Consider the following 26,537-nt stretch of genomic DNA (forward strand, 5'->3'; position numbering starts at 1 on the left):
AGAACCTCGATATTAGTCGAGGGTTTTCCCGGATATAAGCATGACCAACACCGCGGCACACCGGATGCTTCCCGGTTTCCGCGTCCTCTTTCCAGCGGGTGTGGCCGCGTCGGTAGCCTGAGCCGGTGACCAAGGACCCAGACCGGCGACGACTGACCATCGACCTGGTCTTCTACACGGGCTGCCTCGTCTACGCCGTCGTGAACACCGCCGTCGCGGAATTCTACGGTTATCGCGTCTGGGCGAACTTCGCTGTAGCGGGTTACGGCCTCGCCGTGGTCCACACCGGCTGGCTGACGATCGCCGCCCGGCGCGGCAAGCCGCTGTCCGGCGCACTCGGTTCGCGGTGGCTCGGTATCGGCGCCATCGGCCTGTTCGCCATGATCCTTCCGTTGGGAATGCTCGTCATTCGCCGTCTGACCGGAGTGGACTGGCTCATCACGCCGAACTCCTGGGCCGCACAGCCCGAGGTCTGGGTGATCGAACGGTCCGCGAAACTCCTTCTGGAGAACGGAACCCCGTACGTCGACGTCACCGCGCTCGGCCGCGCGGTGGAAGTAAACGATTACACGCCATACGGTCCGGTGATGACCGTCTTCGGTCTGCCGCGCGCCCTCTTCGGCGGCGGACCGGTCGCGAACGCCCTCACGGACGCTCGCTGGATGTTCGCGCTCGCGGCCGTCGCCTGTGTCCTGCTGACGCTGCGGCTGCTGAAGTGGCCGAAAATCCCGGTCAGCGCGGCGCAACTCGCGCTCGCCTGTCCGCTGACGGCACTGACCTGGGCGGTCGCCGGGCCGGATCTGGCCATCGTCGGCCTGCTGGTGCTGTCCTTCGCGCTGGCCACGACCGGACGCGCGATCATGTCGGGTCTGGTACTGGCCTTGGTGGTCAGCGCGAAACTCATCGTCGCGCCCGCGATCGTGGTGCTGGGTGTCCTGTTGATCACGCGCCGTGGCCCTCGGGCACTCGGCGGATTCGCCGCGGCACTCGTGGTGACGACCCTCGTCCTGCACGTGCCCGTCTACCTGGTCGGCCCCAAGGCGTTCGCCGAGCACGTCTTCCGTTTCCCGCTGGGAATCGGCGTGATCAAATCACCGGCGGCGAGCCCGTTGCCCGGCCACCTCATCGCCTCGCTCGGCCCGGTGGGCACGGCGGTTTCCTTCGCCCTGCTCGGGATCGCCGCCGTCGCGATCCTGGTCTGGTTGCTGCGCCGTCCGCCCGCGACCGGCTCGGACGCGCTGCTGCGCATGGCTGTCGGACTCGTCGCGCTGATCATGCTCACTCCGGCGACGAGGTACGGCTACCTGGTGTATCCGCTGGTCCTGCTCGGTGCCAGGCTGGTCTTCCTGGCCGCGGAAACCCGTGAAACAGCGGTCCCTGGAAAGGGAACTGCGCCCCCCGCGCAGCAGTCCGCTACTTCCTCGTGACTACTTCTTCTTGACCCTGGTGGCACCGCCACGGCCGCGCAGCTGGACGCCGGACTCCGAGAGGACCCGGTGCACGAACCCGTACGAGCGACCCGTGGACTCCGCGAGAGCGCGGATGCTCGAGCCCTTCTCGTATTTCTTCTTCAGGTCAGCGGCCAGCTTGTCACGCGTGTTGCCGGTGATCCGCGCGCCTTTCTTGAGATCAGCCACGTCGATCGCCTTCCCGCCGAGAGTGTTCTGGGCCACATAACGGCCCCTGTCGCCGCAATGATCGAACACTGAGCGCCGGAATGCCAGACGACGAGCGCAAAACTGCTGAAACCGCGATCACATTGGGCCATTTCAGTGGCCGGATGGCATCGATCAAGCACCCGAACGGACGCAGGCCTCACGCAAGCTGGACAAGTTCCAGATAATCCGCCGACCAATGGTCCTCGGTGCCGTCCGGCAGGAGGATCACGCGTTCCGGCTCCAGCGCCTCGACGGCGCCCGGGTCGTGCGTCACCAGGACGACGGCTCCGGCGAAGCTGCGCAAGGCGTCCAGGACCTGGGCGCGGCTGGCCGGGTCCAGGTTGTTCGTCGGCTCGTCGAGCAGCAAAACGTTGGCAGCGCTGGACACCAGCCCGGCGAGCGCGAGCCGCGTCTTCTCACCGCCGGAGAGCGTGCCGGCGGGCTGATCGAGCTGCTCGCCGGTGAACAGGAACGAGCCGAGAAGGTTCCGCAACTCCTGCGCTCCGGTGTCCGGTGCGAGGTGACGGATATTTTCCCACACGGACGCATCGTGGTCGAGAGTTTCATGTTCCTGTGCGTAATAGCCCAGACGCAATCCGTGACCCGGAATGGTCTCACCGGTATCCGGAGTTTCCATTCCGCCGAGCAGCCGGAGCAATGTCGTCTTTCCTGCACCGTTCAATCCGAGCACGACGACCTTCGACCCGCGGTCGATGGCGAGGTCGACTCCGGTGAAGATCTCGAGCGAGCCGTAGGACTTCGAGAGCCCCTCCGCGGTGAGCGGCGTCCGGCCGCACGGGGCGGGCTCGGGGAACTTGATCCGGGCGACCTTGTCGGCCTGCCGCGTCTCGTCGAGCGCGGAGAGCATCTGCTCGGCACGGCGGGCCATGTTCTTGGCGGCCACGGCCTTCGTCGCCTTGGCTCCCAGTTTGGCGGCCTGCTGCTGCAGCGCGGACGCCTTCTTCTCGGCGTTCGCGCGCTCGCGGCGGCGCCGCTTCTCGTCGGTGGCGCGCGCGTCGAGGTAGCGCTGCCAGCCCATGTTGTAGAGGTCGAGCTCGCCGCGCGTCGCGTCGAGGAACCACACCTTGTTGACGACGTCCGCGAGCAGTTCGACGTCGTGGCTGATGACCACGAGACCGCCATCGTGCTGCTTCAGGAAGCCGCGAAGCCAGTTGATGGAGTCGGCGTCGAGGTGGTTGGTGGGCTCGTCGAGCAGCAGGATCGTCTCGGATTTCCCGCCGGCCCCCGCTTCGGCGGCGGCGAACAGGATCCGGGCGAGCTCCACCCGGCGGCGCTGACCACCCGAAAGCGTCTGCAGCGTCTGCTCGAGCACCCTGTCGGCCAGGCCGAGGTTGGAGCAGATCCGCGCGGCCTCGCTCTCGGCGGCGTATCCACCGAGAGAGGCGAAGCGCTCTTCGAGACGGCTGTAGCGGTTGACCGCCTTGTCGCGTTCCTTCTCGTCCGCCAGCTCCGACATCGCGGTCTGCGCTTTTTCCATGTTGCGTAGCAAGGTGTCGAGGCCACGCGCGGAGAGCACGCGGTCCTTCGCGGTGACGGACAGATCGCCCTCGCGCGGGTCCTGCGGGAGGTAGCCGAGCTCGCCGCTGCGGCGGACCTCGCCCGCGTACGGCTCACCCTCCCCCGCCAGCACCTTGAGCGAGGTGGTCTTGCCGGCGCCGTTGCGGCCGACCAGGCCGATGCGGTCGCCCTGCTGGATGCGGACGTTGGTGTCGTCGAGCAGAATGCGCGAGCCGGCGCGCAGCTGCAGGCCAGAGGCCGTGATCACGGGAACTCCCGGTACAAGGGGTGGATGAGCGGACAGCTTCGACTCGTCTGCCGTCGGGCAGACGAGGAGCTACTCCAAGAGGATGTCCACGCGATCAGTGTACGGGCCGGTGTCGAACGGTTTTATCCGACCGTGCCCGACGTCACGGCCCGGAGAGGGTGATTTCGACCGCGACAGCCCGCTCCGCGGCGTCTTCGAGCACCGTGCGGCGCGGTTCGGCGATGTCGAGGACGCGGGCCTCGGCACGCTGGAACAACGGCGCGAGACGCTTGTCCTCTCGCAGGGATTCCAGGGCGCGGCGGTCACCGCCGAGCACGACCGCGTCCACTTCGGACAGTTGCGGGACGAGCACCTCGAAGGCGTCGTCCGCGGCGGACCGAAGCGCTGAGCGCGCCTGCCCTTCCCGCCGCCGCGCGAACCGTTGCTGAGACCAGCCGCCCGCCGCTGAACGGCCCTGGACGAGATGGCGGTCCGTCCTGGACTGGACGACCGCTCCCCCGCGCGCGATCCCGACGCTGTGCCCGCCGCGGCGCACCAGCAGGAGCGCGATCCTCCGCGAGACCAGCGCGTGGTCGATGAGCGGGCCGACGGCGAGACCCGGCACGGTTCCTTCGGCGTTCAGCGGTCCGAAAGGGACGGTCGCGACGGCCACCACGCCGTTGCCCGCGACGACGGTGACGGCGCCGGGGCTCAGCTCGGTCTCGCGGACGCCATCGTTGCGGACGGCGAACCGGGCGTACCAGCCTTCGAGGCGATCCGGCGCGATTTCGACCGCCCGTCCCCCGCCTGCCACCTGCCGCTCCCTCGCCATGGGTCCAACGTACGGGGCGTGGCGCGGATCAGCAGGGGTCGGACGTTGCCGTTTCGCGGCGACGCTCCGGCTGCGGCCGTGTTGCGAAAGCCACTTTCGCAACGTTGAAGGTTGCGAAAGTGGCTTTCGCAACCTCAGCCACCACGCGAAAGGTCCCCTTCCCCCGGCTGAGCCGAGGGAAGGGGACCTTCACGAACAACAGGACTACACCGGCTTCNCGCCGAGGATGTCGCGAAAGCCACTTTCGGGACACCAGACGTCGCGAAAGTGGCTTTCGCGACACCACCCGACCCGCCTGGCAAGCCAGAAGCCACTGCCCGTGCGGCTGTCGCCGTTTCGCGGCAACGGCGGACGCGTGCGGACGTTGCGAAAGCCACTTTCGCAACGTTGAAGGTTGCGAAAGTGGCTTTCGCGACATCAGCCACCACGCGAAAGGTCCCCTTCCCCCGGCTGAGCCGAGGGAAGGGGACCTTCACGAACAACAGGACTACACCGGCTTCACCGGCCCACGCCCGACCGACTTCCCGACACCCGCGGGCCGCTCCGCCACGCCGGGCTGAACGAAACCGTTGATGTGCAAGGAAATCGCGCGGATCGACCCGGTGTCGCCACCGGCGACGTCCACCGCGGTGAACTTCCAGGTGCCGTCAGCCACACCGGCGGCAAGACCGCCGAGCGCCTGCGCCGGCTTGTAGGTGCCGGTGAACGGAGCGGCCACCGCGTTCACCGAACTGAACGCGGTGGCCGCGTTGTCGGCGAAGACGACCTGGCAAAGGTTGTTGCCCGAGCCGCCGCCGCGCTGGAACACGGTCGCCTTCGCCCCCGCGGGTGACGTCAACGTTCCGACCAGGTCACCGACGAACGAGTGGTTGATGCCCACCGTCGCCGAGGTCTGGTCGGTGCTGCAGGCCGTGCCGTCCACCGAGAACGTCAGCTTCGAGGCTCGCCCGACCCCGCTCACCGTGATCGGCACGGTCACACCGGCCGGGTCGCTGTCCGGGATCGCCACCGCGGCACCGGTGTAGGCGAAGTCCCGCGAAACCGGCGACGGGGTGCCGACCGGCAGCGAGAACGTGGACGTCGTCGGCGAGTACGAACCCGCGAAGGTCACCCGCGCGTTCAGCACCACCGGCACCCCGAGTTCCTGCGTGGCAGGAACGGTGATGGTGAAGTCGTTCACGCCGGTCTGCCCGGGGCTGATCGTGCCGTACGACTTCGACCGCGGCGCCACCGTGACACCGGGGGTCGGGCTGGAGAGCACGACGCTGGTGGACGTCGCGGTGCCGTCGCCGCGGTTGGTCACCGGAAGGGTGACCTTGGCGGTGTCGCCCGGGTCGAGCGCGGAGCCGCCGTCGGCCGGGGTGACCGTCGGCTGGCCGGCGGACGCGAGCGGCTGCGGGCTGGCGCCGGTGTAGGCGAGCACCTTGTCGGCGAGGATGACGCCCGCGCCGCTGGAGTTGTCGCGGCCGGGGGCGAGGATGTCGACGGCGGTGTTGACCAGCGCCTCGCGCACGTCGGCCGGGGGCAGCCCCGGGTTGCCCGAGAGCACCAGGCCCGCGATCGCGGCGGCGTGCGGCGCGGCGGCCGACGTGCCGTAGAACGTGGTGAAGCCGGTGACGCTGGTGGAGACGCCGTCGGCCGCGGTGATGTCCGGCTTCGCGCGGACCTCACCACCGGTCGCGGACACGTTTCCCGGGGTGATCGGCGTGCCGTCGACCTGGTAGAACATCCGCCGCGGACCGTCCGAAGTGAACCGTTCGACCTTCGTGGCCGCGCCGAACGCGCCGGGGAACGGGCCCGCCGGGTTGGCCGGGTCGCCCGGTTCGAGGGCGCGGGGGAACGCCTTGGCCGCCGGTGCCGCCGCGACGCTGAACGCGTCCCGCGCGGCCGAGTGGCCGACGGTCACGCCGGGGCTGGTGTAGGCCTTGAGGCCGTCGGCCGAGTCGGAGAACCGGCCGCGCAGCGCGGACAGCGAAAGGTAGCGGCCTTCACCGGAGAACTTGACGATGGCCAGCCGGAGACCGGTCCCGCCGGCGGCGGGCGTGTCCACCCGCTCGTAGGCGTCCTGCGTGCCGGTCTGGTTGTCCTGGCTGAAGTCCACGACGTTGCCCGCCGCGTTCAGCAGGTACAGGTCGTAGTCGTTGTTCGAGGCGCCCAGCGGGTCCGACCAGAACAGCGTGACCGGGATCCGCGCCGAGGAGGCGTCCGAAATCGGCTCGAAGATCTGGTTGCCCGCGGCACCGGCGAAGTTGTGCGCGGTACCGGCGAATTTGCCGACGCCCTTGCCGGAGTCGACGAAGTCGCCTTCCCAGTGGCCGGAAGTGCCGTCGGTGACGTTGCCCTCGTTACCGGCCGAGGAGAAGTACAGCGCGCCGTCTGCGGTCACGTCGTTCACGGCCTGGGCGATGATCCAGTCCTGGAACGGCGATTCCTTGAAGTACAGGACGTCGTCGACGATGACGTCGCAGCCCGCGTCGAACCGCAGTTTGCGGATGTTGTCGGCGAAACTGGCGTCGGAGTTGAACGCGCTGGCGAAACCGAGCGACGCGTTCGGCGCGAGATCGTGGATGATCTCGAGCATCGCGGTGCCCTCGTCGCCGTCGCCCTCCTGGCCGGGGATCACGTCGACGCCCGCCGGGAGTTCGCCGCGTGCCTGCGAGGTCGCGAGCGAGTTGATACCGTCGGACAGCGCGCAGATCTTCGTGCCCACGCCGGTGACGCCGAACTGCTGGCGCGCGGTGTCGGCGTTGTGCGCGCGGTCGCCCTCACTGTTGACCGGTCCGGCGGCGATACCCGGCTGTCCCTTGGCGTCGACGGCCTTCTTCAGCTCGTCCGCGATCCGGGCGGCCTTCTCTTCCTTGCTTTCGCGCTTGCCCGCGGCGGCGGGTTCGGCGAGCTGGCGGGCGGTGAACGCCTCGTTGGCGGTCTCGACCTTCTTGACGTCGGCGCGGGCCGCGATCGCCGGGACCGCGTTCAGCGGAACTTCGGCGCGCACGCTGCCGTACCGTTCGGACACCGCGCGAATCCCCGCACCGGATCCACGCAGTCCCTTGAGGAGTTCTTCCGAAACCTGGCCCCGGATGTCCACGAGTACGGTGCCGGCCGCGGAGACATTCGCCCCAGACCCCAGTGCGGGAACCGCGGAAGCCGACATCCGCTGCGCGCGGAGTTTCTGTTCGACCAGCAGTCGGCTGTCCACTTTGGACTCGCCGGCGTTCTGGCTCTTCTTGATCGACTGCAACGCCTCGATCTGCCGGACGGTGTTCGCCGAGAACGCGTCCGGGGATCCGCTTTCCGCCGCCGCACCGGGCGGGCTCACCAGGCCGAGCGCGGTGACGAGGGCAGCGGTGCCCGTGGTCAGGATCGTTCTTCTTCTCCTGCTAGAACGGGTTGGACGCACGTGCGCCTCCGATTCCTAGGCGCGTGCCCCGACTCACGCTGACCGACGCCGGCGATCACCGGCTCGATCAAGCTAAGTACCGGGCGTGCACCGGCGGCAGGCGCCGTTCGGGTGACGTCTGATGGGTATTTTCCGGATTCGGCCGCAGGCCGTGGGCCGTTCAGGGTAATCGCGCGGCTACAGGACGAAGGAGTCCGACCAAGGCTGCGATGCACGGCCGGACAAGCCGTCCATAAGGGTCACCGCCTGCTTGTCCGTCAGGGACGCCACGAAGTCGACGACCGCCCGCCCGCGCGCCAGACCGCGGACGGCGTCGGCACCGGTGACCGGCTCCCCGGTCGCTCCGATGAGCAGTTCCGGCGACGTCCGCGCCAGTGCGGAGAATTCGGACTGGGCCAATTCCACCAGATCGTGCAACCGGCGCGGGAGCCGGTAGAACTCGTCGCGATCGAGCAGCCACGCGTCGAGCGCGTCGACCAGTGTGGTCACCAGGCTCGCCTGTCCTCGTTGGTGCAGCGCGAGTTCCGGGCGCAGCAGCACGAACCGCCGGTGCACGAATTTCAGCACCTGCACCTCGTGCCACTGGGCGGGACGCAGCGTCAGATGCCCCGTCCGGGTCGACGGCGAAGCCACCACCTGGACACCGTCGACGAGCCGCGCGGTCCATTTCGCGGAGAAGGCGGCGGTGGCCTGTTCGGCCTCGATGGACCCGTCGAACCCGGTGGCGAGCAGGCCGTCGACGAGTTCGGCGCGGACACGGGCGACGGCGCTGGTGAAGGCGTCGTCGTCGACGATCCAGCCGTCCTTGGCGTGCATCCGGCGGCGCAGCCGTTCCAGCGAACGGCCGGGCAGCCGCCGCTCCGCGGTCAACGTCGCGTCGTCCAGCGCGGCCAGTTCCAGCGCGTGGTCGACCCAGCCGGAGAACTCGGCGGCGACCGGCGCGTGCTGCAGGACCCCGATCCGGTGGAAGTCCTGGAGATCGTGGATGGCGTAGGCGATGTCGTCGGCGGTGTCCATCACGGACGCTTCGACGGTCTGCTGCCAGGGTTCGATCCGGCCGTCGAACGGGGCCCGCGCCTGGGTGAAGTCGTCGAGTTCGGTGCTGTAGGCGGAGAACTTGCTCGCGCCGGTGCCCGGGGCGTCGGCGGGCTCGGCCGCGCCGCGCGGCTGGACGGGCATCGACGTCGGATGCGGGTCGGGCACGTGCAGCCGCGCCCACGGGTACTTCAGCACCGCGGCGCGCACCGCCGTGGTGAGGTCGAGCCCGGAGGCGGACGGGCCGCGCACGTCGGTGGTGGTGATGATCCGGAACGACTGCGCGTTGCCTTCGAAGCCGTCGGCGAGGCCGAAGCGGTGGCGGGCGATCCGGTCCAGGGTCTGCTCGCCGAGGTGCCCGAACGGCGGATGCCCCAGATCGTGCGCGAGCGACGCGGCCTCGGCGACGTCCGGATCGCAGCCGCCCAGTTTCGCGGCGAGCTCGGCGGAATCGCTGCTCGCGTTGATCCGCTCGGCGATGGCGCGCGCGACCTGCGCGACCTTGAGGCTGTGCGTGAGCCGGTTGTGCAGCAGGCCGGAACCCCCGGCGCTGACCACCTGCGTCACCCCGCCGAGCCGGGCGAAGAACGGCGACGCGGCGATCCGGTCCCGGTCGATCCGGAACGGGCTCGTGGCGAGGTCGGTGAACCCGGCGCTCTCGCTCTCCGGATCGCGCCGCCACGTCCTCGGGTCCGTCTGTTCCATGCGTGACACCGTATCCGTCGCGGCGGCGTGGTGAGATACGCAGGTGACGGACGTGGTGATCGCGGGCGGCGGCCCGGCGGGGCGGGCGCTCGCGCGTGCCTGCGCCCGGCGTGGCCTGGAGACGGTCCTCGTCGACCCGGCGCCGGGCCGCCGCTGGCGGGCGACCTACGGGTTGTTCGCCGACGAACTGCCCGCGCTGCCCGGGAGCGCCGTCGCGTGCGCGCCCTCGACCACGCTCGCCTTCGGGACCAGGCGGCATGTCCTGGAGCGGCGCTACCTGGTGCTGGACAACGACGGCCTGCGCCGGTGGCTCGACGGTGGCTACGACGTCGTCGCCGGGACGGTGTCCGGCGTGGACCACGGCAAGCAGGGTTCGTCGGTGCGTCTCGAGGACGGACGAACCCTCGCGACCGGCCTGTACGTCGACGCGTCCGGTGTCCGGCCGCGAGGCGTCCGGTACGAACAGACGGCGTTCGGCGCCGTCCTCCCGGCCGAGGACACGCTGCGCCTGGTCGACGGCCCCGACACCGCCGTGTTCATGGATTGGCGGGAGACCGAGTCCGGATTCCTGTACGTCCTGCCGCTCGGCGACGGCACCGTCCTGGTCGAGGAGACCTCGCTGGCCCGCAGGCCGGGCCTGCCGCTCGACGTCCTGGCGGCGCGGCTGCGCGCCCGCCTCGGGGCCGTCGGGCTGTCGTCGCGGGGACGCGAGGAGCGCGTGCGGATCGTGCTCGACGTGCCGGTGCCGAGGCGCGGCCGGACCGTGCCGTTCGGGGCCGCCGGCGCGCTGGTGCATCCGGCGACCGGGTACAGCGTCGCGACGTCGATCCGGCTCGCGGATCCGGTGGCCGACGCCGTGGCCCTGGCTTGGGATCGAGGCCCCGCCGCGGCGGCGTCGGCCGCGCACCGCGCGCTGTGGTCGCCTCCGGCGCGCGCCGTGCACGGATTGCGACGGCATGGCCTGCGCGCGTTGTGCGGGATGCCGCCCGAACTGGTTCCGGTGTTCTTCGATCGGTTCTTCACGTTGCCCATCGCGCTCCAGCGAGCATTCACCAGCGGCCGCGAAGATGTTTCGGGTACCGCCGAAGCGATGTCGGCGCTTTTCCGGTTGTCACCATGGCCAGTAAGAAAACACCTGATCGGGTGGCGTGCGTTACGCCGTTCTAGGTAACCCAGGTGCCTTCACGATGAACATCAGTTGACACGTATTTCGTTTCGTGCCGCCACCCGCGAACATTCGCTTGTGACGTTGCAGATCGCTGTCCGCTTCGCTTACCAGCCGTTGTACAGCCTGCACACCGGTGGCGTCGTCGCGTTCGAAGCATTGGCCCGGCCAGGCCGCAGCACCGCCCACGAACTGCTCGCCGACGCCCGGCGCAGCGGCAGGCTGGCCGAGGTCGACGTCGGCCTCGCCGCCGAGGCCGTCCGGCAGCTGCGCGAACCGCAGGCCACCCTCCCCCTGCACCTGAACCTGTCCGCGCGGACGGTGGCGGCGCCGCCCTCGCAGTTCGACCCGCTGACCGACGCGCTCAGCCTGGTGGGCCGCCGGACCAGGGACGTCGTGCTGGAGATCGGGCCGCCGTTCACGCAGATCCCCGCCGACCTGCTGCTCACCGGGATGCGACGGCTCACCGAAGTCGGGTTCCGGCTCGCGCTCGACGGCCTCGGCCGCGGCGACCTCCCGCTCACGCTGCTCGCTTCGGCGCCCGTCGACCTGGTGAAACTGGACCGCAGCGTGCTGCGCGGCCTGCCGCACGACCCGGCCGCCGTCGCGGTGGTCGAGGCGGTACTCCACTTCGCGTCACGCACCGACAACCGCCTGGTCGCCACCGGCCTCGAAACCACCGAGCAACTGGAGTCCGCCCGGCGGCTCGGCGTGCGGATCGCGCAGGGCAACCTGCTCGCCCCGCCGGACGGCGACCACGCGCCGCTGCCCGCGCCGGACGCGCCAGGGCCGTTCATCCCCGGCACCGCCCGCGCCCGCCGCGTCGGCGACTTCCTCCGGCCCGCGACCACGCTGCCGGAAGACGCGACCTGCGACGACGTACGCGAGGTGCTGGCCGCCGCCGACGGGCCGAGCGGCATCGTCGGCATCGACGACCGGCACCGTCCACAGTGGTCGATCGACCGGACGCGGTTCCTGGTCGCGGTCACCGGGTTGTACGGCCACGCCCTGCACGCCAAACGGCCGGCGTCGCGGCTCGCCGACCGGCCGCACACGATCCACGCCGACGCGAGCGCGCTCGAATTCCTCGAACTGGTCACCGACGCGGACTGGGGCCGGACCGGCGACGACGTCGTGGTGGTCGACGACCGCGGCCGGTGTGTCGGCGTGGTGCTGGTGAACGAGGTCGTCCGCGGGGTCGCGGAGGCGAAGGTCGAGGAGGCGGTCTCGCTGAGCCCGCTGACCCGCCTGCCCGGCAGCGACGCCGTCGCCAGGGACGTCGACCGCCGGATCAACGCGCGGGAGCCGTTCGTCGCGGCCTGGCTGGACGTCGACTCGTTCAAGACGGTGAACGACACCGCCGGGTTCGCCGCGGGCGACGACCTGATCCGCGCGCTCGGCCGGACCCTCACCGATCTGGAGGCCCGGCTGCGGCGGATGCGCGTCAGCCACGTCGGCGGGGACGATTTCCTGATCGCCTGCGACGTCGACGAGATCGGCACGGTCGCCGCCGCGCTGCTGGACACGGCGTGGTCGGCCGACGGGCTGCCGGTGACGGTTTCGCTGGCGACCCTGGTGTGCGGGCACGGCGCGATCCGGTCCTACAAGGACGCGTCGCGGCTCTTGGCACCGCTGAAGAAACGCGCCAAGGAGGTCCCCGGGTCGAGCTGGGTGCTCGGGCGGCCGGGTTCGGACCGGGTCGAGGTCCTGCGCGGGATCACGACGCGCGGCCTCCCCTCGCAACGCGCCGCCGCCGGCTTCTGACCTCCCGCATTTCGTCCTCTGGATGCGGTAGTTGCGCGTGCAAGGACCGCATCCAGAGGACGAAATGCGGGAGTTTCAGAGCGCGTAGGCGGCGCGGTAGGCCGAGAAGCGTTCGTCGACCTCGCCGGCGGTGAGCCCGAAGTCCGCGAGGTCGTACCGGTGCACGGGTTTCCGTTCCCCGGACCGGCTTTCGGCGTGCACCACGGTCATCGCGTCCCGGGCGGCGTCGCTCAGCGGCAGCCCGAAATGCCGGTAGACGCCTTCGACCGTGCCGATCGGGTCGGCGACGAAATCTTCGTACCGGACATCGCAGAACTGCGCCGGATCGTGACGTTTCCTTGCCTCCAAAGACTTTTCCGCACCGCGCGCCCAGAGGTCCAGCTGGCTGCGGCCGATCACCTCGCCGCGGAAGACGTCGGACCAGCCCTCCGAAGCCTGCTCGTTCAGGCTGCACACCGACGCGACGATCGTGCTCGGCGCGCGATGGGTCTGGACGATCAGCGCGTCCGGATAGACCTCCAGCAGCGCGTCGAGCGCGAAGAGATGGCTCGGGTTCTTCAGCACCCAGCGGCGTCCGGCGTCCGGCAGGCCGATGAGCTGCAGGTTGCGCCGGTGCCGGTGATAGGCGTCGGTCCAGCTCTGGCCGTCCAGCCAGCGCGAGTACGAAGGCACGTGCGCGAGGCATTCGTAGGACATCGATTTCAGCGACTGCCGCAGGAGCTGCCAGCATTCCTCGACCTGGTCCGCGGACATGTGGTGCAGGCCCATGAACTCGGGATGCTCGACGTGGTGTTTCTCGTAACCCGCCTGGATCCCTTGGAAGACCGGGTTCTCCGCCCAGGTCTCGCGCGGCGGGCGCGGCTGCGGCACTTCGGTCAGCCAGACTTCCAGCCCCTGATGCGCCGGGTCCTCGGTGAGCAGCCGGTGCAGTGCCGTGGTCCCCGTGCGCGGCAGGCCGGTGACGAAGATCGGCCGCTCGATGGGAACTTCGGCGTATTCCGGATTCTGCTTCCACGAGGCCTCGCTCAACGACCTCGCCACCAGGGCGCCGCGCAGGAACGCGCGATGGATCTTGTTGCCGTACGGGGTCAAACCCGCCTCGCCGGCGTACGAATCCAGCAGCACGCGGAGGCCTTCGAGATGGTCCTCGCCGCCGAAGTCGTCCAGCCCGGTGAGTTTCGCCGCCGACGCGTGCAGATCCTCCACGGTGCCGACGTTTTCCCGACCTGGCAGCATGTTCTCCCTCTCAGTGGTGGTATTCGCCGGCGTTGACGTCGAGGCACTGACCGGTGACGCACCGGGCGAGCGACGAGGCCAGGAACACGACGGTGTCGGCGATCTCGTCCGGTTCCGGCAGGCGGCGCAGGTCGATCGTCTCCGCCGTCTCGGCGTACACCTGCTCCGGCGGCACCCCGCGTTCCTTGGCCAGATAAGCGAAGTACCACTTCAGCGAATCCGCCCAGATGTAACCCGGCGCCACGGAGTTGACCCGGATCCCGCGCGGCCCGAGCTCCGAGGCGAGGCTCTGGGCGAGCGCGAGCAGGCTCGCCTTCGCCATCTTGTACGCGCCGAACGTCCGCCGGGAATGCCGCAGCACGGCCGAATTGATCATCACCACCGAACCGCCGCTCTCGGCGAGCGCGGGCGTGAACAGACGGGTGAGCCGAAGCGCGGCGAGCACGTTGGTCTCGAAGCCCGTCCGCACGTCGGCGAGGTCGACGTCGGCGAGGTCCATGATCGGCGGGATGGCGAAAGCGTTGTTCACCAAGGCGTCCACCCGGCCGAACGCCGCCAGCGCGGCCTCGGTGAGGTTCGCGGCCGAAGCGTCGTCGGTGATGTCGGTGGGCACGGCGACCGCGCGGCGGCCGAGCGCGTCGACCTCCTTGGCGACCTCGGCGAGCCGGGATTCGGTGCGGGCGGCGAGGACGACGTCCGCCCCCGCCGCGGCACAGCGGACGGCGATCGACCGGCCGAGCCCCGGCCCGACTCCGGAGACCACGATCACCTTGTCCCGCAAGAGATCCGTCATCCCAGCATCCTCGCCGCGACAGCCTGCTGACGGGCCGAGATCCGGTCTGTCCACTCTTGCGGGGTCACGCGCGCCTCGTCGTAGAACGGCAACCGGTCGGCGAGTTCGCCGAACTTCACCACCTCGACCTCGGGACCGTCGGCCTTCTCCAGCGCGCGCGACAGGCGCTGCCACCGGATCTGGACGTACCCGCGGTCGTGCCCGGTGCGTTCGAGCCAGTTCGCCAGGCCGGGATCACGTTCGCTGATCACGAAGCGGATCTTGCCGTCCGGGTCGACCCGCGCCTGGTCGGCGGTGAGGCTCGTCTGGTGGTTGATGTAGTCCAGCGACAGATACCAGACGCTGCCGAGCTGGATGCCCTGATACGGCGCGTCCGATCGCGGCACCGTCACGATCATGACCTCTTCGTCGCCGAGCTCGTAATGCCCGGCCGACGAGTACTGCGTGGTCAGGCCGCCCGGCGTTGGCCGCGGCTCGGTCATCGTGTTCACCGGCAGGTTCAGGTAGAACCACTTCGGGAAGGCGAGGAAGGTGCGGAGCCTGCTCAGCAGGATCTTGCCGGTCACGCCGTAGCGTTTGGCCAGCCCGTCGCGGGTGAGCGGCGCGGGCGCGCCACCCGCGGTGTCGGCGCACTGGATCTGGATCGTGCCGCGGCGTTCGGTGGCCCAGTCGCTGTAGACCTCGCGCACCACGAGCATCGACGATCCCGGGCCGAGCACGAAATAGTTGGGGCCGGGGTCGGGTTTCGCCGGTCCGAAGCGGAGTTCGAAGGAGCCGTCCTCGGCGATCTCGATCTCGCGGTCGTCGAAGGCGGCGAGGCTGTCCGGCACCTCGACGGGCGAGTAGTCGCCGTTGAGGATCTGGAAACTGACGTCGGCCGTGCTCCCCCGCGTCCCGGTGACGACGTATTCGCGGTCCTCCCGGATGTTCGCGTTGAAGTACAGCGTGTCCGGGTTGTCCAGGCCCATCTTCGTGTACGGGCCGGTGGACTGGGTGAAGAACGGATAGTCCCGTTCGTAGGCCCATGCCATCTGCAGGGACGCACGGATGCTGCCGGCGAGGTAGTCGTACCCCTCGACCAGATCCTGTTCGGTCCGGATATGCGGCGCCTCCGCGATGACCTTCTCGGCTTCGACGATCGCGTCCGCGAACGGTTGAGTGAGCACCGGCGACTCCCCATACTGGTACAAATACGTACCGACTTGGTACGTTCTTCGTTCCATCAGACTAGAACGCGTTCTAAGGATGGGTCAATGACCCGACGCTCACCGCCCACCGAGCGAGTCGTGCGGCTGCTCGACTTCTTCGCCGCGCACCCAGGCCGTCGCTTCGGCCTCTCGGAACTCGCCCGCGAGCTGGACCTGGCCAAGCCGACCTGTCTCGGCATCGTCACCGAACTGGCGGCGGGCGGCTACCTGGTCCGGGACCCTCAGCCGGTCACGTACCGGCTCGGCCCGGCGATGGTCGCCGCCGGCCGTGTCGCGAGCGAAGGATTCGGCGCGAGCGAGGTCGCGCGCCGTCATCTGGAGGAGCTGAGCAGGCGATACGGCGCCACGTGCACGGCGTCGGCCGTGGTCGGCGACCGGATCCTGATGCTGCAGAGCGCCGGTCCCGGCCGGATCAAACTGGGCGAGACCTACCCGTTCGCGCCGCCGGTCGGCCTGATGTACGTGCTGTGGGATTCCGACGCGGCGTTCGACGCGTGGCTCGCCAAACCACCGGCGGTTCCGGTGCGGCTGGACGAAGCACACCTTCGCCGCGTCGTCGCTGAATGCCGGGAGCACGGTTACCTGGTCGAGAGCCTGACTTCCGCGGGCCGTCGGCTCTACGCGCTCATGGCGGGCGTCGGCGCGGAGGAACTCCCGCCGGAAGTGCGGGGCCTGGTCGGAGAACTCGTGTCGAGCCTCGGCGAGCGCGTCTACCTCGGCGCCGACCTGGAACCGCGCCGCAAGCACGCGGTGAGCCTGCTCGCCGCGCCGACGTTCGACGCTTCGGGACGGCAAGAGCTCGTGCTCACGCTTTCGGTCGGCGAACCGATCACCGGCGCGGAGATCGCGCGGCGGGGCGCGGCTCTGGTCGCCACCGCCGACGCCGTCACCGCCGAATCCGGCGGCCGCCACCCCCGCGTTTAGTCGTCTGAATGCGGAGATCGCGTGTTCAGGCACGAGACACGCGTGATCAGAGGCGTAACACGCGTGCTTGGAGGCGTAACACACCCGAGCCGGGATCGGCACTGTCTTCCGGCCCCAGACACGCGAGTTACGGCTTGAATCACGCGAGTTACGGCTTCAAGCACGCATGTTCCGGGTTTTGTGGGTCAGGAAGCCCACCGGTTCGCGGTGAGCTTCAGGCTCGGCACGTCGTCCATCGACATCATCGTCTCGTACAGCCGGTCGTATTGGGTCGAGGCGGTCAGCCACACACCGTCCACCCGCCGGTAGGTGTCCTCGTAGTACGCCGCACCCTCGATCACCACCCGGTGCTCGGGCACGATCACCTTGTCCCGCATCAGCCAGGTGCCCGTCGCGGTGTCGCCGTCGACGTCGATCTCCGGCTGCCCGGCGAAGTGCACCGTCGTGATGCCGGGGCCGACCGCGTTCCGGAAGAACTCGACGATCGCTTCGCGGCTTTCGAAGGTCAGTGGTTTGCCGTACGACGGCGTGCCGTAGCGCGCGTGCGCGTCGGCGGTCAGGGTCTCGGCCATCTCGTCCCACAGCTTGAGGTCGAGGCAGCGGAGGTAGCGGGCTTTGAGGCGACGGATCTCTTCGAGCGCGACCAGGTCCATGCCGACAGCGTCCCCCAGCCCTTGACCAAGCACAAGAACTTGTTCTACTTTTCTGGTCTCGAACCACGGAGGTCCCGATGGCGTCCCCGGCATACGAGCTCACCCATCTCGAAGCACTGGAAGCCGAAGCCGTGCACATCTTCCGCGAGGTCGCGGCGACCTTCGAACGGCCGGTGCTGCTGTTCTCCGGCGGCAAGGACTCGATGGTGATGCTCCACGTGGCGGCCAAGGCGTTCTGGCCGTCGCCGCCGCCGTTCCCGGTGATGCACGTCGACACCGGGCACAACTTCGACGAGGTCATCGAGTTCCGCGACCGCACCGTCGACGCGTACGGGCTCAGGCTCGTCGTCTCCAGCGTGCAGGACGACATCGACGCGGGCCGGGTCGTCGAAGACCCGAAGGCCGGCCGCAACCGTCTCCAGACCGCCGCCCTGCTCCGCGGGATCCGCGAGCATTCCTTCGACGCCGTGTTCGGCGGAGCGCGGCGCGACGAGGAGAAGGCCCGCGCGAAGGAACGCGTGTTCAGCTTCCGCGACGAGTTCGGCCAATGGGACCCGCGCAATCAGCGGCCGGAGCTCTGGGACCTCTACAACGGCAGGCACCGCAAGGGCGAGCACATTCGCGTCTTCCCGCTGTCGAACTGGACCGAACTCGACATCTGGCAGTACATCGAAGCCGAGAACGTCGACCTGCCGTCGATCTACTACTCGCACCGGCGCCCGGTCGTCCAGCGGGACGGCATGCTGCTCGCGCACACCCGGTTCCTCACTCTGAACGAAGGCGAAAGTCCTTACGAGGCAACGGTTCGCTTCCGGACCGTCGGCGACGCGACCTGCACCGGCTGCGTCGAGTCGACGGCGACGTCGCCGGGTGAGGTGGTCGCCGAGGTGGCGGTCAGCAGGCTCACCGAACGCGGCGCCACCCGCGCCGACGACCGGATCTCCGAGGCGGGCATGGAAGACCGGAAGAAGGAAGGCTACTTCTGATGAGCGCTTCGCTGGTCCGCCTCGCGACCGCGGGCAGTGTCGACGACGGGAAGTCGACCCTGATCGGCCGCCTGCTGTTCGATTCGAAGACGGTGTTCACCGACCAGCTCGAAGCCATCGAACGCACCAGCCGCGACCGCGGCGAGGCGTACCCGAACCTCGCGCTGCTGACCGACGGTCTCCGCGCGGAACGCGAACAAGGCATCACCATCGACGTCGCCCACCGCTACTTCGCCACGCCACGGCGGAAGTTCATCATCGCCGACACACCGGGGCACGTGCAGTACACCCGGAACATGGTCACCGGGGCGTCCACCGCTGATCTCGCGCTGATCCTGATCGACGCCCGCAAGGGCGTGCTCGAACAGTCGCGCCGGCACGCGTTCCTGGCCAGCCTGCTGGGCATCCCGCATCTGGTGTTGTGCGTCAACAAGATGGACCTGGTCGGCTGGTCGCGGGAGTGCTTCGAGGAGATCCGCGAGGAGTTCCGCCGTTTCGCCATGAAACTCCAGGTGCACGACCTCACCTTCGTGCCGATGTCGGCGCTGCACGGCGACAACGTGGTGCACCGGGGCGCCAGTATGCCTTGGTACGAAGGGACTTCCCTGCTGCATCACCTCGAACAGGTGCACGTGGCCTCGGATCGCAACCTCATCGACGCGCGATTCCCCGTGCAGTACGTGATCCGGGAGCACAGCCGCGACTTCCGCGGCTACGCGGGCACTGTCTCGGGAGGGGTGTTCAAACCCGGCGACGAGGTCGCCGTGCTGCCGTCCGGCTTCACCACGACGGTACGCGCGATCTGGGGCCCGGGTGGCACCACGGTCACCGAAGCCTTCGCCTCGCAGGCCGTCACCATCGAACTCGAAGACGACCTCGACCTCGGCCGTGGTGACCTGATCTGCCGCCCCGGCAACCGGCCCCACTCCAGCCGTGACGTCGACGCGATGGTGTGCTGGTTCTCCGAACAAGGGGCTTTGAAAGCAGGGAACAACTTCCTCGTGCGGCACACCACCAGGGAGACCAAGGCCGAGATCCGCGAGCTGGACTACCGGCTCGACGTCTCCACCCTGCACCGCGACGAGACCGCGAAGTCTTTGTCCCTCAACGAAATCGGCCGGATCCGGCTGCGCGCGCGGCAACCGCTGCTGTTCGATTCCTACTGCCGCAACCGCTCCACCGGCGGCTTCCTCCTCATCGACGAGCACACCGGGGCGACGGTCGCGGCGGGCATGATCACCGGCCCGAGTGTGACCGCGTCGAACGTCGTCTGGCACACCGCCGCGGTCAGCAGGGCGGAACGGGCGACACGCGGGCTCACCGTCTGGCTCACCGGGCTTTCCGCGTCCGGCAAGTCGAGCGTGGCCGTGGAACTGGAGCGGCGGCTGGTCGCGTCCGGCAGGCCCGCGTACCTGCTGGACGGCGACAACCTCCGGCACGGGCTGAACGGGAACCTCGGCTTCAGCCCCGCCGATCGCGCCGAGAACGTCCGCCGCGTCGCCGAGGTCGCGAAGCTGTTCGCCGACGCCGGGGTGGTGTCGGTGGTCTCCCTGATCAGCCCGTACCGGGCCGACCGCGAACTCGCCCGCGCCGCACACGAGGCGGCCGGGCTGCCGTTCCTCGAAGTCTTCGTCGACACCCCGCTCGAAGTCTGCGAAGACCGCGACCCCAAGGGGATGTACGCGAAGGCGAGGGCGGGCGAGATCAGCGAGTTCACCGGGGTCGACGCTCCCTACGAGCAGCCGGAGAGCCCGGATCTGGTGCTGCGCCCGGAAAACGGGGATCCGGCCGCGATGGCCTCACTGATCCTCGCCGCCCTGGAGTAAGCCTGAGCCCTCCCTCGACACTGGGCGCTGTATTGGCCTACCGAGGGACAAGGCGCGTTGCGAAAGTGGCTTTCGCACCGTCGGCCGACAGTGAGGTCGGCACCTCCGTTTCCCCATCAGCCCGCCGGCGTGACGAATCCGGTGTCGTAGGCCTTGATCACCGCTTGCGTCCGGTCCCTCGCGCCGAGCTTCGCGAGCACGTTCCCGACGTGCGTCTTGACCGTCTGCACACCGAGGTACAGCTCGCCCGCGATCTCCACATTGGACAGTCCGCCCGCCATCAGCCGCAGCACCTCGCTTTCGCGTTCGGTGAGCCCGGCGCCGGCCAGAGCGTCCTGCGGGCCCCGGTTCGCCTGCTGCGCGGCCAGCCGCCGGATCGCGGCCGGGAACAGCAGCGACTCCCCCGCCGCCACCGTCCGGATCGCCGCGACGATCTCCTCGGGCCGGGCGCGCTTCAGCAGGAAGCCGCTCGCTCCGGCGAGCAGGGCGTCGTACACGTAGTCGTCGTTCTCGAAGGTGGTCACCACGATCACCTTCGGCGGATCGTCCATGGTCGACATCAGATGCGTGGTCGCGCGGATCCCGTCGACCGAGGGCATCCGGACGTCCATCAGCACGACGTCGGGCCGGAACCGCGAGACCAGCCCCGGCACCTCGGCGCCGTCGGACGCTTCGCCCACGACCTCCAGGTCGGGTTCGGAGGCGACGATCGCCCGCAGCCCCGCCCGGATGAGCTGTTCGTCGTCGACCAGCAGCACCCCGATGCTCATCGCCGATTCCCCCATGGCACCGCCACCTCGACCTTCCAGAATCCGTCCGCGCGGCCCGCGGTGATCGTGCCTCCGAGCACTTCCACCCGTTCCGTCATTCCCCGCAGCCCCCGGCCGCCCCCATCGCGCGACGGCTCCGCGGCGCCGAGCGGGTTGGACACCCGCAAGCGCAAGAGCTCCGTTCCTGCGTCGACGAGGACCGTCACCGGAACCTTACCGGCGTGCCGCAACGCGTTCGTCAGGCATTCCTGCAGGATCCGGTATGCCTCACGGGAGACGACCGGCGGCACCGAGGACGGTTCGCCCCGCACCTCCGCCGCCACCTCGGCGCCCGCCAGTCGCGTCGCTTCGACCAGGGCGGGTAGCTCCGCCAGCCCTGACTGCGGCGTCCGCGACGACGCCTCGTCACGCAGCAGGCCGAGCACGTGGTCGAGGTCGTCCAGCGCGGCGCGGGCGGAGTCCTCGATGGCGGTGAGCGCCTGCTCGGTGAAATCGGGATCCGACCGCAGCGTCCGGCGCGCGGCCCCCGCCTGGATGGTCACGACGCTGAGCGCGTGCCCGACCGAGTCGTGCAGTTCGCGCGCGAGCCGGTTGCGTTCGGCGAGTTGTTCGGTGCGCTTCTCCAGCTGGGCGATCCGCTCCGCGGCCGAGACCCCCAGCAGGCTTTTGGCGCAGCGGGTCAGCACCGCGCCCGCCGCCCACACGACGTAGGCCAGAACGACGACGCCGAGCAGGAACGCCACCGGGATCCACGCGCTCGCCCAGCCCTTCGGCACCTCGATCGGGTCCTCGGTGGACAGTGCGATCCGGCCGGTGAACGGGGCCGCGATCGTGAATCCGAACGCGACCGGGACGACCAGGCTCGCCAGGCTGATGACACAGCCGGCGCTCACGTGCAGCAAGAACATCGCGGTCGACCGCAGGCGGACGGGCCAGTTCGCCGCGCGCCCGAACGTCACCCCGGGGACGGGATCGTCCAGGAGTTCCCGTACGGCCGCGCCCTCCAGCACCCGGACGGCGGGGATGAACGACGACGCGACGATCACCAGGACGGCGGTGATCATCGCGATGACGAGCCCACGCTCCACCGTCACCACGAGGGGGAGCAACGACGGCACCACGATGGCGGCGAAGAGGATGTACGGCACGCTCAGCGCGCCGCCGAGGATGAAATACACCCATCGGCGGTAAGTCGCCCGGTCGACGAGCGGGCCGAAAAGTCGCATGCGCTCTTTCTAGCGCGTGGCGGCTTCGTGCGTATCCCTCACGAGTATCTCCGCGATCTCCCTCGCGAGCGTGACGCGGTGCGCGTCCCCGTCGATACCAGTGTGCGCGACAGCGCCTTCGAGCAGGAGGAAGAGCTGCTCCGCGAGCCGTTCCGGATCGGCCGCGCCGGGGGCGTCCTCGCGGAGAAGTTCGGCGAACTTGGCCCGTACCGCCGCCTTGTGCCGCCGGATCACGTCGAGGCCGGGATGCCCCGCGGTCAGTTCGGCGGCCGCGTTGAGGAACGCGCAACCCCGGTCGCTCCCGAGCCGGGGGTGCTCGATGTAGGCGTCGAAGACCACGAGTGCCCGAGGACGATCGGCTTCGGCCAGCCGCTCTTCGAGGTATGCCCACCAGACGTCGTGACGACGCCGCAAGTACGCGACGGTGAGCTCCGTCTTCGACCCGAAGCACGCGTACAGGGTCTTCTTCGTGACGCCGGCGGCTTCGGCCACCGCCGCGACACCCACCGCGTTCAGGCCCTCTCGGTAGAAGAGCTCACTCGCGGCGCTCAGGACACGCTCGCCGGCTGGGGTCAGCATGGTTCCGAGTATACCGATCGGTTGACCTGGGCGCGAAATGCGGGAACACTCGTGAACTATACCGATCGGTATATACCTGGAGGAGAGCTGATGGTTTCTTCGTACAAACGCGAGCTGACCCTCACCGCGGCCGGTTTGTCGCTGATCGCGGTCTCCTACGGACTCGCGAGGTACGCGTACGGCCTCTTCGCGCCGACCCTCCGCACGGAGTTCGACCTCGACGGCAGCGCTCTCGGCGCCATCGCGGCGGGAAGCTACGTCGCGTACTGCTTAGCCGTCGTCGCCTCGACCGCCATCACGACCCGCTGGGGCGCGCGGGCGGGCGCACTCGCCGCCGGGACGACGGCCACCGCGGGAACCGCCTTGATCGCGTCCGCGCCGAACGCCGGCGTGCTCGCCCTCGGTGTCGTCCTCGCCGGCGCCAGCACCGGCTTGGCCTCCCCTTCCCTCGCCGACGCGGTGTCCCGCGTCGTCCGGGCCACCCGCCGTGACCGCGCACAGTCCGTGGTGAACGCCGGGACCGGGCTCGGCGTGCTGGTCTCCGGCCCGGTCTCCCTGCTCGCCATCGGTGACTGGCGGATGGCCTGGTGGGCCTTCGCCGCGGCCTCGGCGCTGGTGACCTTGTGGATCGCCCGGGTCGTGCCGCCGGTGAAGGAGGACCGCGCACGCGGGCTGCCGGTGCCCCTTTTCCCGCCCGCCACCAGGCGGCTGCTGCCCGCCGCCGCGACACTCGGCCTGGCCAGCGCCGCGATCTGGACGTTCGGCCGGGACATCGCCGTGAGCGCCGGCGGGCTCGACGAGACCGCCTCGACGGTGGTGTGGATCGTGCTCGGCGCGGTCGGCCTGGCGGGCGCGTTCACCGCCGAACTGACCTCGCGGGCGGGACTGCGGCGTGCCTGGTCCGCGGGGATGCTCCTGTTCGCGGCCGCCACGGCACTCTTCGCCCTCGCCACCCGTTCACTCCCCGCGCTCGTCATCGCGGCCGCGGTCTTCGGAGCCGTCTACATCGGACTGACCGGCGTCCTGATCCTCTGGGGTACCAGGGCCTACCCGACGGCGCCCGCGTTCGGGGTCGGCGTGGCCTTCCTGGCGCTGGCACTCGGCCAGGCCGCGGGAGCGCCGCTCATCGGTCTCCTCGGCGATCTGCTCGACCTTCGCGCCGGTTTCCTCGCCGCGGCGGCGATCGCCGTACTCGGCGTCCTGTTCGCGCCGCGGGAGGCGACCACCACCTACAACTTCGGGGTCCGCTCCCTCGCAAGGGTGAACACCGTCCCGCCGGAGCGGGAATCCAGCGCGGACCGCGCGTGATGTGCTCTTCGGCATGAACCTGCTGCTCGGCCTGCTCACCCTGCCCGTCTACGCGCTGATGCTGTGGCCGCTCGTGGTCGCGGCCCGCCGCGTGCTGGGTGTGCGGATCGGCGTGATCCGCGCGTTCTGCGCGGCGGGCTTCGGCTGGCTCGTCGCGGGCGGCATCCTCAGCGCGTTCCCACAGGCGATGTACGCGGGTGGCGCGTTCGCCGGGCTGATCATCCCGGTGGCGGGCGGCGCTTTCCTGGCGACGCTGATCTTCCTGTTCATCGCGGAACTCGCGCTGCCGTCCGGTTCGGGGCTCGGCCTGATCGGCAGGATCCGCTCGGTGCGGCGCCGCGTGGCCCGGACGCGGCGCTACTCGCAGATCACCCGCATCGCGATCAAGCACGGTCTCGGCCGGTACCTCACCGGCCGTCGCGAACCCGGGCTCGCCCAGGTCCGGCACGCCAAACTGGCGCGATCGCTGCGCCGCGCACTGGAGGAGGGCGGCGTCACGTTCGTGAAACTCGGCCAGCTGCTCTCGACGCGGTCCGACCTGCTCCCGCCGGTGTTCGTCGACGAGCTCAGCAAACTCCAGGATCAGGTCGCCTTCGCGGACGCCGACGAGGTCGCGACGGTGCTACGCGAGGAACTGGGCGGGAACCCGGACGAGATCTTCGCCGAATTCGACCCGGAACCGATCGCTGCCGCGTCGATCGCGCAGGTCTACCGGGCGAAGCTCCGTGACGGGCGGGAAGTGGTCGTCAAGGTGCAGCGCCCCGGCGTGCAGGCACTGGTCGACCGGGACCTCGACATCGTCCGCCGCGTGGCGGCCGCGCTGGACCAGCGCGCGGAATGGGCCCGGTCGCTCGGCGTCGTCGACCTCGCCGAGGGATTCGCCGACGCACTCGTCGAGGAGCTCGATTTCCGCACCGAGGCAAGGAACATCGAAGCGGTCGCCGCGGCCTACTCCGGCACCGAGGTCGCCCTGCCGACCGTCCACAAAGAACTGTCCACCGAGCGTGTCCTGGTGATGCGGCGCCTCGACGGCAAACCGCTCGCCGCCGCGCGGGAGCAGGTCCCGGCCGCGGAACGGGCAGGCCTCGCGCGGTCCATGCTGCGGTGCGTGCTCGGCCAGGTGATGGGCAGCGGCGTCTTCCACGCCGACCCGCATCCCGGCAACGTCCTGCTGCTCACCGACGGCAGGCTCGGCCTGCTCGACTTCGGCTCCGTCGGACGGCTCGACTCCGGCCTGCGCGGCGGGCTGCAGAACCTCATCCTCGCCCTCGACCGCGGCGACCCGGCCGCGCTGCGCGACGGCCTGCTGGAGATCGTCGACCAGCCGGACGAGATCGACGAGCGTCGCCTGGAACGGGCACTGGGTTCCTTGGTGGCCAAGCATTTCAACCACGGGCAGGCGCCCGACCTCGACATGTTCACCGACCTGTTCCGGGTGATCGCCGACTTCCGGCTCAGCGTGCCCCCGCCCATCGCCGCCGTGTTCCGCGCACTGGCCACTTTGGAGGGAACGCTGGCCGCGCTGGCGCCGGGGTTCAACATCGTCGTCGAATCCCGCGCCTACGCCGCCGAGCAGGTGGGTGCCGGGTTGCGGCCGGAGTCGCTGCGATCCACGGCCACCAACGAGCTGATGGCGCTCCTGCCGGTGCTGCGACGGCTGCCGCGCCGCGTCGACCGGATCGGCAACGCGCTGGAACAGGGCAGGCTTTCGGTCAACGTCCGGCTGTTCTCCGACGAGCGCGACCGCGACGTGGTCACCGGCCTGGTGCACGAGATCCTGCTGGCGTTCGTCGGGGTGGCCACCGGGCTGATGGCCGTGCTGCTGCTGGGCGGCGCGACCGGCCCGGAGGTGCTGGACGGGGTCACGCTGCACCAGATGTTCGGCTACAACCTGCTGGTGGTCAGTGCGCTGGTGGGATTGCGGCTGCTCTTCGTCGTTTTCCGGCGGAGCGGACAACGGTCACGATCGCCCCGATGACACCGATCGCAACGAGGCTGATCCCGGTGAGCATGAAGTAGCGCGCGGCGAGAAATCCGGTGTCGGACACCGGTTCCCCTGGCAGACCGGCGTCGGCGAAAACCCTTGTCTGCGGAAAGGGTTCCGCGTTGATGCTCCTGCCGATGCCGACGATGACCCCGTGCACCTTGTCCAGCGGAACGGCGCCGTCACCCGGTGTCCCCGCGTAAATCTGCGAGTCGCGGGAATTGTTCCGCTGGTCGCCCGCGAGGAACACGGTGCCCAGTGGGACTTTGACGTCGAAGCGCCTCCCGCTGGTGCCCTCGTAATCGACGTAGGTCTCCTTGACGGCTTTCCCGTTGACAGTGATCAGGCCGTCGTTCGTGCAGCAGATGACCTGATCGCCACCGATGGCGATCACCCGCTGGATGGCAAGGCCCTCGCTGGGACTCGCGTCCGGATACGCGCTGAGATCCATGAGAACCACAGCGCCACGCGGAATGTCGCCGACATCGGACCACCGGTAGGTCACGATGGTGCCGGGTTTGAGCGTGGGACTCATCGCCGGGCTGGCGACGGTCTTCATCGCGTAGCCCGACAAGCTCCAGAAGCCGTAGCCGCCGGTGCCCACGCCGACGACCGCCAGCAGGATCGTCACGAACAGGAGCGGCGAGAATCTTCGCTTCGGCCCGGGTCTGTCGTCGGGCGGAGCGGGGAAATCCGTTTCAGTCACAGCGCAGACTAGCG

21 protein-coding genes are annotated in these 26,537 nt (G+C 69.6%); 8 read left to right on the forward strand and 13 right to left on the reverse strand.

Annotated elements, in window-relative coordinates; genetic code table 11:
* Positions 1–125: 125 nt before the first annotated feature.
* Positions 126–1,427: a glycosyltransferase family 87 protein gene (locus tag ACXIZN_RS18180; protein ID WP_457955832.1), complete on the forward strand. Its 1,302-nt coding sequence runs from the start codon at positions 126–128 to the stop codon at positions 1,425–1,427.
* On the opposite strand, the gene ACXIZN_RS18185 is transcribed toward ACXIZN_RS18180, so the two are convergent.
* The 5 genes from ACXIZN_RS18185 to ACXIZN_RS18205 all read right to left on the reverse strand — a co-directional run bounded on the left by ACXIZN_RS18185 (position 1,428) and on the right by ACXIZN_RS18205 (position 9,395).
* Complete coding sequence (locus ACXIZN_RS18185) at positions 1,428–1,637, reverse strand: helix-turn-helix domain-containing protein (RefSeq protein ID WP_003071237.1); 210 nt, start codon at positions 1,635–1,637, stop codon at positions 1,428–1,430.
* 178 nt (positions 1,638–1,815) lie between these two features.
* Positions 1,816–3,444, reverse strand: a complete 1,629-nt coding sequence (locus ACXIZN_RS18190) for an ABC-F family ATP-binding cassette domain-containing protein (protein ID WP_034311834.1) — start codon at positions 3,442–3,444, stop codon at positions 1,816–1,818.
* Between the two features lie 142 nt (positions 3,445–3,586).
* Positions 3,587–4,255, reverse strand: a complete 669-nt coding sequence (locus ACXIZN_RS18195; protein WP_457955836.1) for an acVLRF1 family peptidyl-tRNA hydrolase — start codon at positions 4,253–4,255, stop codon at positions 3,587–3,589.
* 487 nt (positions 4,256–4,742) lie between these two features.
* Positions 4,743–7,619, reverse strand: coding sequence for a S8 family serine peptidase (locus ACXIZN_RS18200; protein ID WP_457960546.1), 2,877 nt, complete (start codon positions 7,617–7,619; stop codon positions 4,743–4,745).
* Between the two features lie 213 nt (positions 7,620–7,832).
* A complete protein-coding gene (locus ACXIZN_RS18205; RefSeq protein ID WP_192745192.1) occupies positions 7,833–9,395 on the reverse strand; it encodes a deoxyguanosinetriphosphate triphosphohydrolase family protein in 1,563 nt (520 codons plus the stop codon).
* Positions 9,396–9,438: 43 nt separating this feature from the next.
* On the opposite strand from ACXIZN_RS18205, the gene ACXIZN_RS18210 reads away from it, so the two are divergent.
* Together ACXIZN_RS18210 and ACXIZN_RS18215 are read left to right on the forward strand one after the other, a co-directional pair.
* Positions 9,439–10,566: a lycopene cyclase family protein gene (locus ACXIZN_RS18210; protein WP_457955838.1), complete on the forward strand. Its 1,128-nt coding sequence runs from the start codon at positions 9,439–9,441 to the stop codon at positions 10,564–10,566.
* A 72-nt stretch (positions 10,567–10,638) separates the two neighbouring features.
* On the forward strand, positions 10,639–12,324 hold the full coding sequence (locus tag ACXIZN_RS18215) for an EAL domain-containing protein (RefSeq protein WP_457955839.1): 1,686 nt from the start codon (positions 10,639–10,641) through the stop codon (positions 12,322–12,324).
* A 75-nt stretch (positions 12,325–12,399) separates the two neighbouring features.
* Here ACXIZN_RS18215 and ACXIZN_RS18220 read toward each other — a convergent pair whose 3' ends face one another.
* From ACXIZN_RS18220 to ACXIZN_RS18230, 3 genes are read right to left on the reverse strand one after another with little or no spacing between them, the layout of a single operon-like run.
* Complete coding sequence (locus tag ACXIZN_RS18220; protein ID WP_457955840.1) at positions 12,400–13,560, reverse strand: sulfotransferase family protein; 1,161 nt, start codon at positions 13,558–13,560, stop codon at positions 12,400–12,402.
* Positions 13,561–13,570: 10 nt separating this feature from the next.
* Positions 13,571–14,353, reverse strand: a complete 783-nt coding sequence (locus ACXIZN_RS18225) for an SDR family oxidoreductase (RefSeq protein ID WP_457955841.1) — start codon at positions 14,351–14,353, stop codon at positions 13,571–13,573.
* Positions 14,350–15,519, reverse strand: coding sequence for a hypothetical protein (locus ACXIZN_RS18230; protein WP_457955842.1), 1,170 nt, complete (start codon positions 15,517–15,519; stop codon positions 14,350–14,352). Before ACXIZN_RS18230 ends, ACXIZN_RS18225 begins: the two co-directional genes overlap by 4 nt.
* A gap of 87 nt (positions 15,520–15,606) precedes the next feature.
* Between ACXIZN_RS18230 and ACXIZN_RS18235 the strand changes: the two genes are divergently transcribed.
* Positions 15,607–16,485 (forward strand): IclR family transcriptional regulator, encoded by an 879-nt coding sequence (locus ACXIZN_RS18235; protein WP_126731822.1) that lies wholly within the window; start codon positions 15,607–15,609, stop codon positions 16,483–16,485.
* 185 nt (positions 16,486–16,670) lie between these two features.
* On the opposite strand, the gene ACXIZN_RS18240 is transcribed toward ACXIZN_RS18235, so the two are convergent.
* Positions 16,671–17,138, reverse strand: a complete 468-nt coding sequence (locus ACXIZN_RS18240) for a nuclear transport factor 2 family protein (protein WP_457955844.1) — start codon at positions 17,136–17,138, stop codon at positions 16,671–16,673.
* Positions 17,139–17,215: 77 nt separating this feature from the next.
* Here ACXIZN_RS18240 and cysD point away from each other — a divergent pair, with 77 nt between their 5' ends.
* Together cysD and cysC are read left to right on the forward strand one after the other, a co-directional pair.
* Complete coding sequence (gene cysD / locus ACXIZN_RS18245; protein ID WP_457955845.1) at positions 17,216–18,124, forward strand: sulfate adenylyltransferase subunit CysD; 909 nt, start codon at positions 17,216–17,218, stop codon at positions 18,122–18,124.
* The gene (gene cysC / locus ACXIZN_RS18250) at positions 18,124–19,950 is read left to right on the forward strand and encodes an adenylyl-sulfate kinase (RefSeq protein ID WP_457955846.1); all 1,827 of its coding nucleotides are present in this window, start codon (positions 18,124–18,126) and stop codon (positions 19,948–19,950) included. Before cysD ends, cysC begins: the two co-directional genes overlap by 1 nt.
* A gap of 116 nt (positions 19,951–20,066) precedes the next feature.
* Here the strand turns inward: cysC and ACXIZN_RS18255 are convergent, their stop codons facing one another.
* Genes ACXIZN_RS18255 through ACXIZN_RS18265 form a run of 3 tightly spaced genes read right to left on the reverse strand, consistent with a single transcriptional unit; the run spans position 20,067 to position 22,525 of the window.
* Positions 20,067–20,720 carry a response regulator gene (locus ACXIZN_RS18255; protein ID WP_457960547.1) on the reverse strand — a complete coding sequence of 218 codons (654 nt, stop codon included), beginning with the start codon at positions 20,718–20,720 and terminating at the stop codon, positions 20,067–20,069.
* A complete protein-coding gene (locus ACXIZN_RS18260) occupies positions 20,717–21,946 on the reverse strand; it encodes a sensor histidine kinase (RefSeq protein ID WP_457955847.1) in 1,230 nt (409 codons plus the stop codon). The genes ACXIZN_RS18255 and ACXIZN_RS18260 overlap by 4 nt, the downstream gene beginning before the upstream one ends.
* A gap of 9 nt (positions 21,947–21,955) precedes the next feature.
* Complete coding sequence (locus ACXIZN_RS18265) at positions 21,956–22,525, reverse strand: TetR/AcrR family transcriptional regulator (protein ID WP_457955848.1); 570 nt, start codon at positions 22,523–22,525, stop codon at positions 21,956–21,958.
* Between the two features lie 90 nt (positions 22,526–22,615).
* Here ACXIZN_RS18265 and ACXIZN_RS18270 point away from each other — a divergent pair, with 90 nt between their 5' ends.
* Positions 22,616–23,833 (forward strand): MFS transporter, encoded by a 1,218-nt coding sequence (locus tag ACXIZN_RS18270; RefSeq protein WP_457955850.1) that lies wholly within the window; start codon positions 22,616–22,618, stop codon positions 23,831–23,833.
* Positions 23,834–23,846: 13 nt separating this feature from the next.
* Positions 23,847–25,811, forward strand: coding sequence for an ABC1 kinase family protein (locus tag ACXIZN_RS18275; protein ID WP_457955851.1), 1,965 nt, complete (start codon positions 23,847–23,849; stop codon positions 25,809–25,811).
* On the opposite strand, the gene lepB is transcribed toward ACXIZN_RS18275, so the two are convergent.
* The gene (lepB, locus tag ACXIZN_RS18280; RefSeq protein WP_457955852.1) at positions 25,735–26,523 is read right to left on the reverse strand and encodes a signal peptidase I; all 789 of its coding nucleotides are present in this window, start codon (positions 26,521–26,523) and stop codon (positions 25,735–25,737) included. The genes ACXIZN_RS18275 and lepB overlap by 77 nt on opposite strands.
* Positions 26,524–26,537: the final 14 nt, after the last annotated feature.

The organism is Amycolatopsis sp. TRM77291, assembly GCF_054166285.1.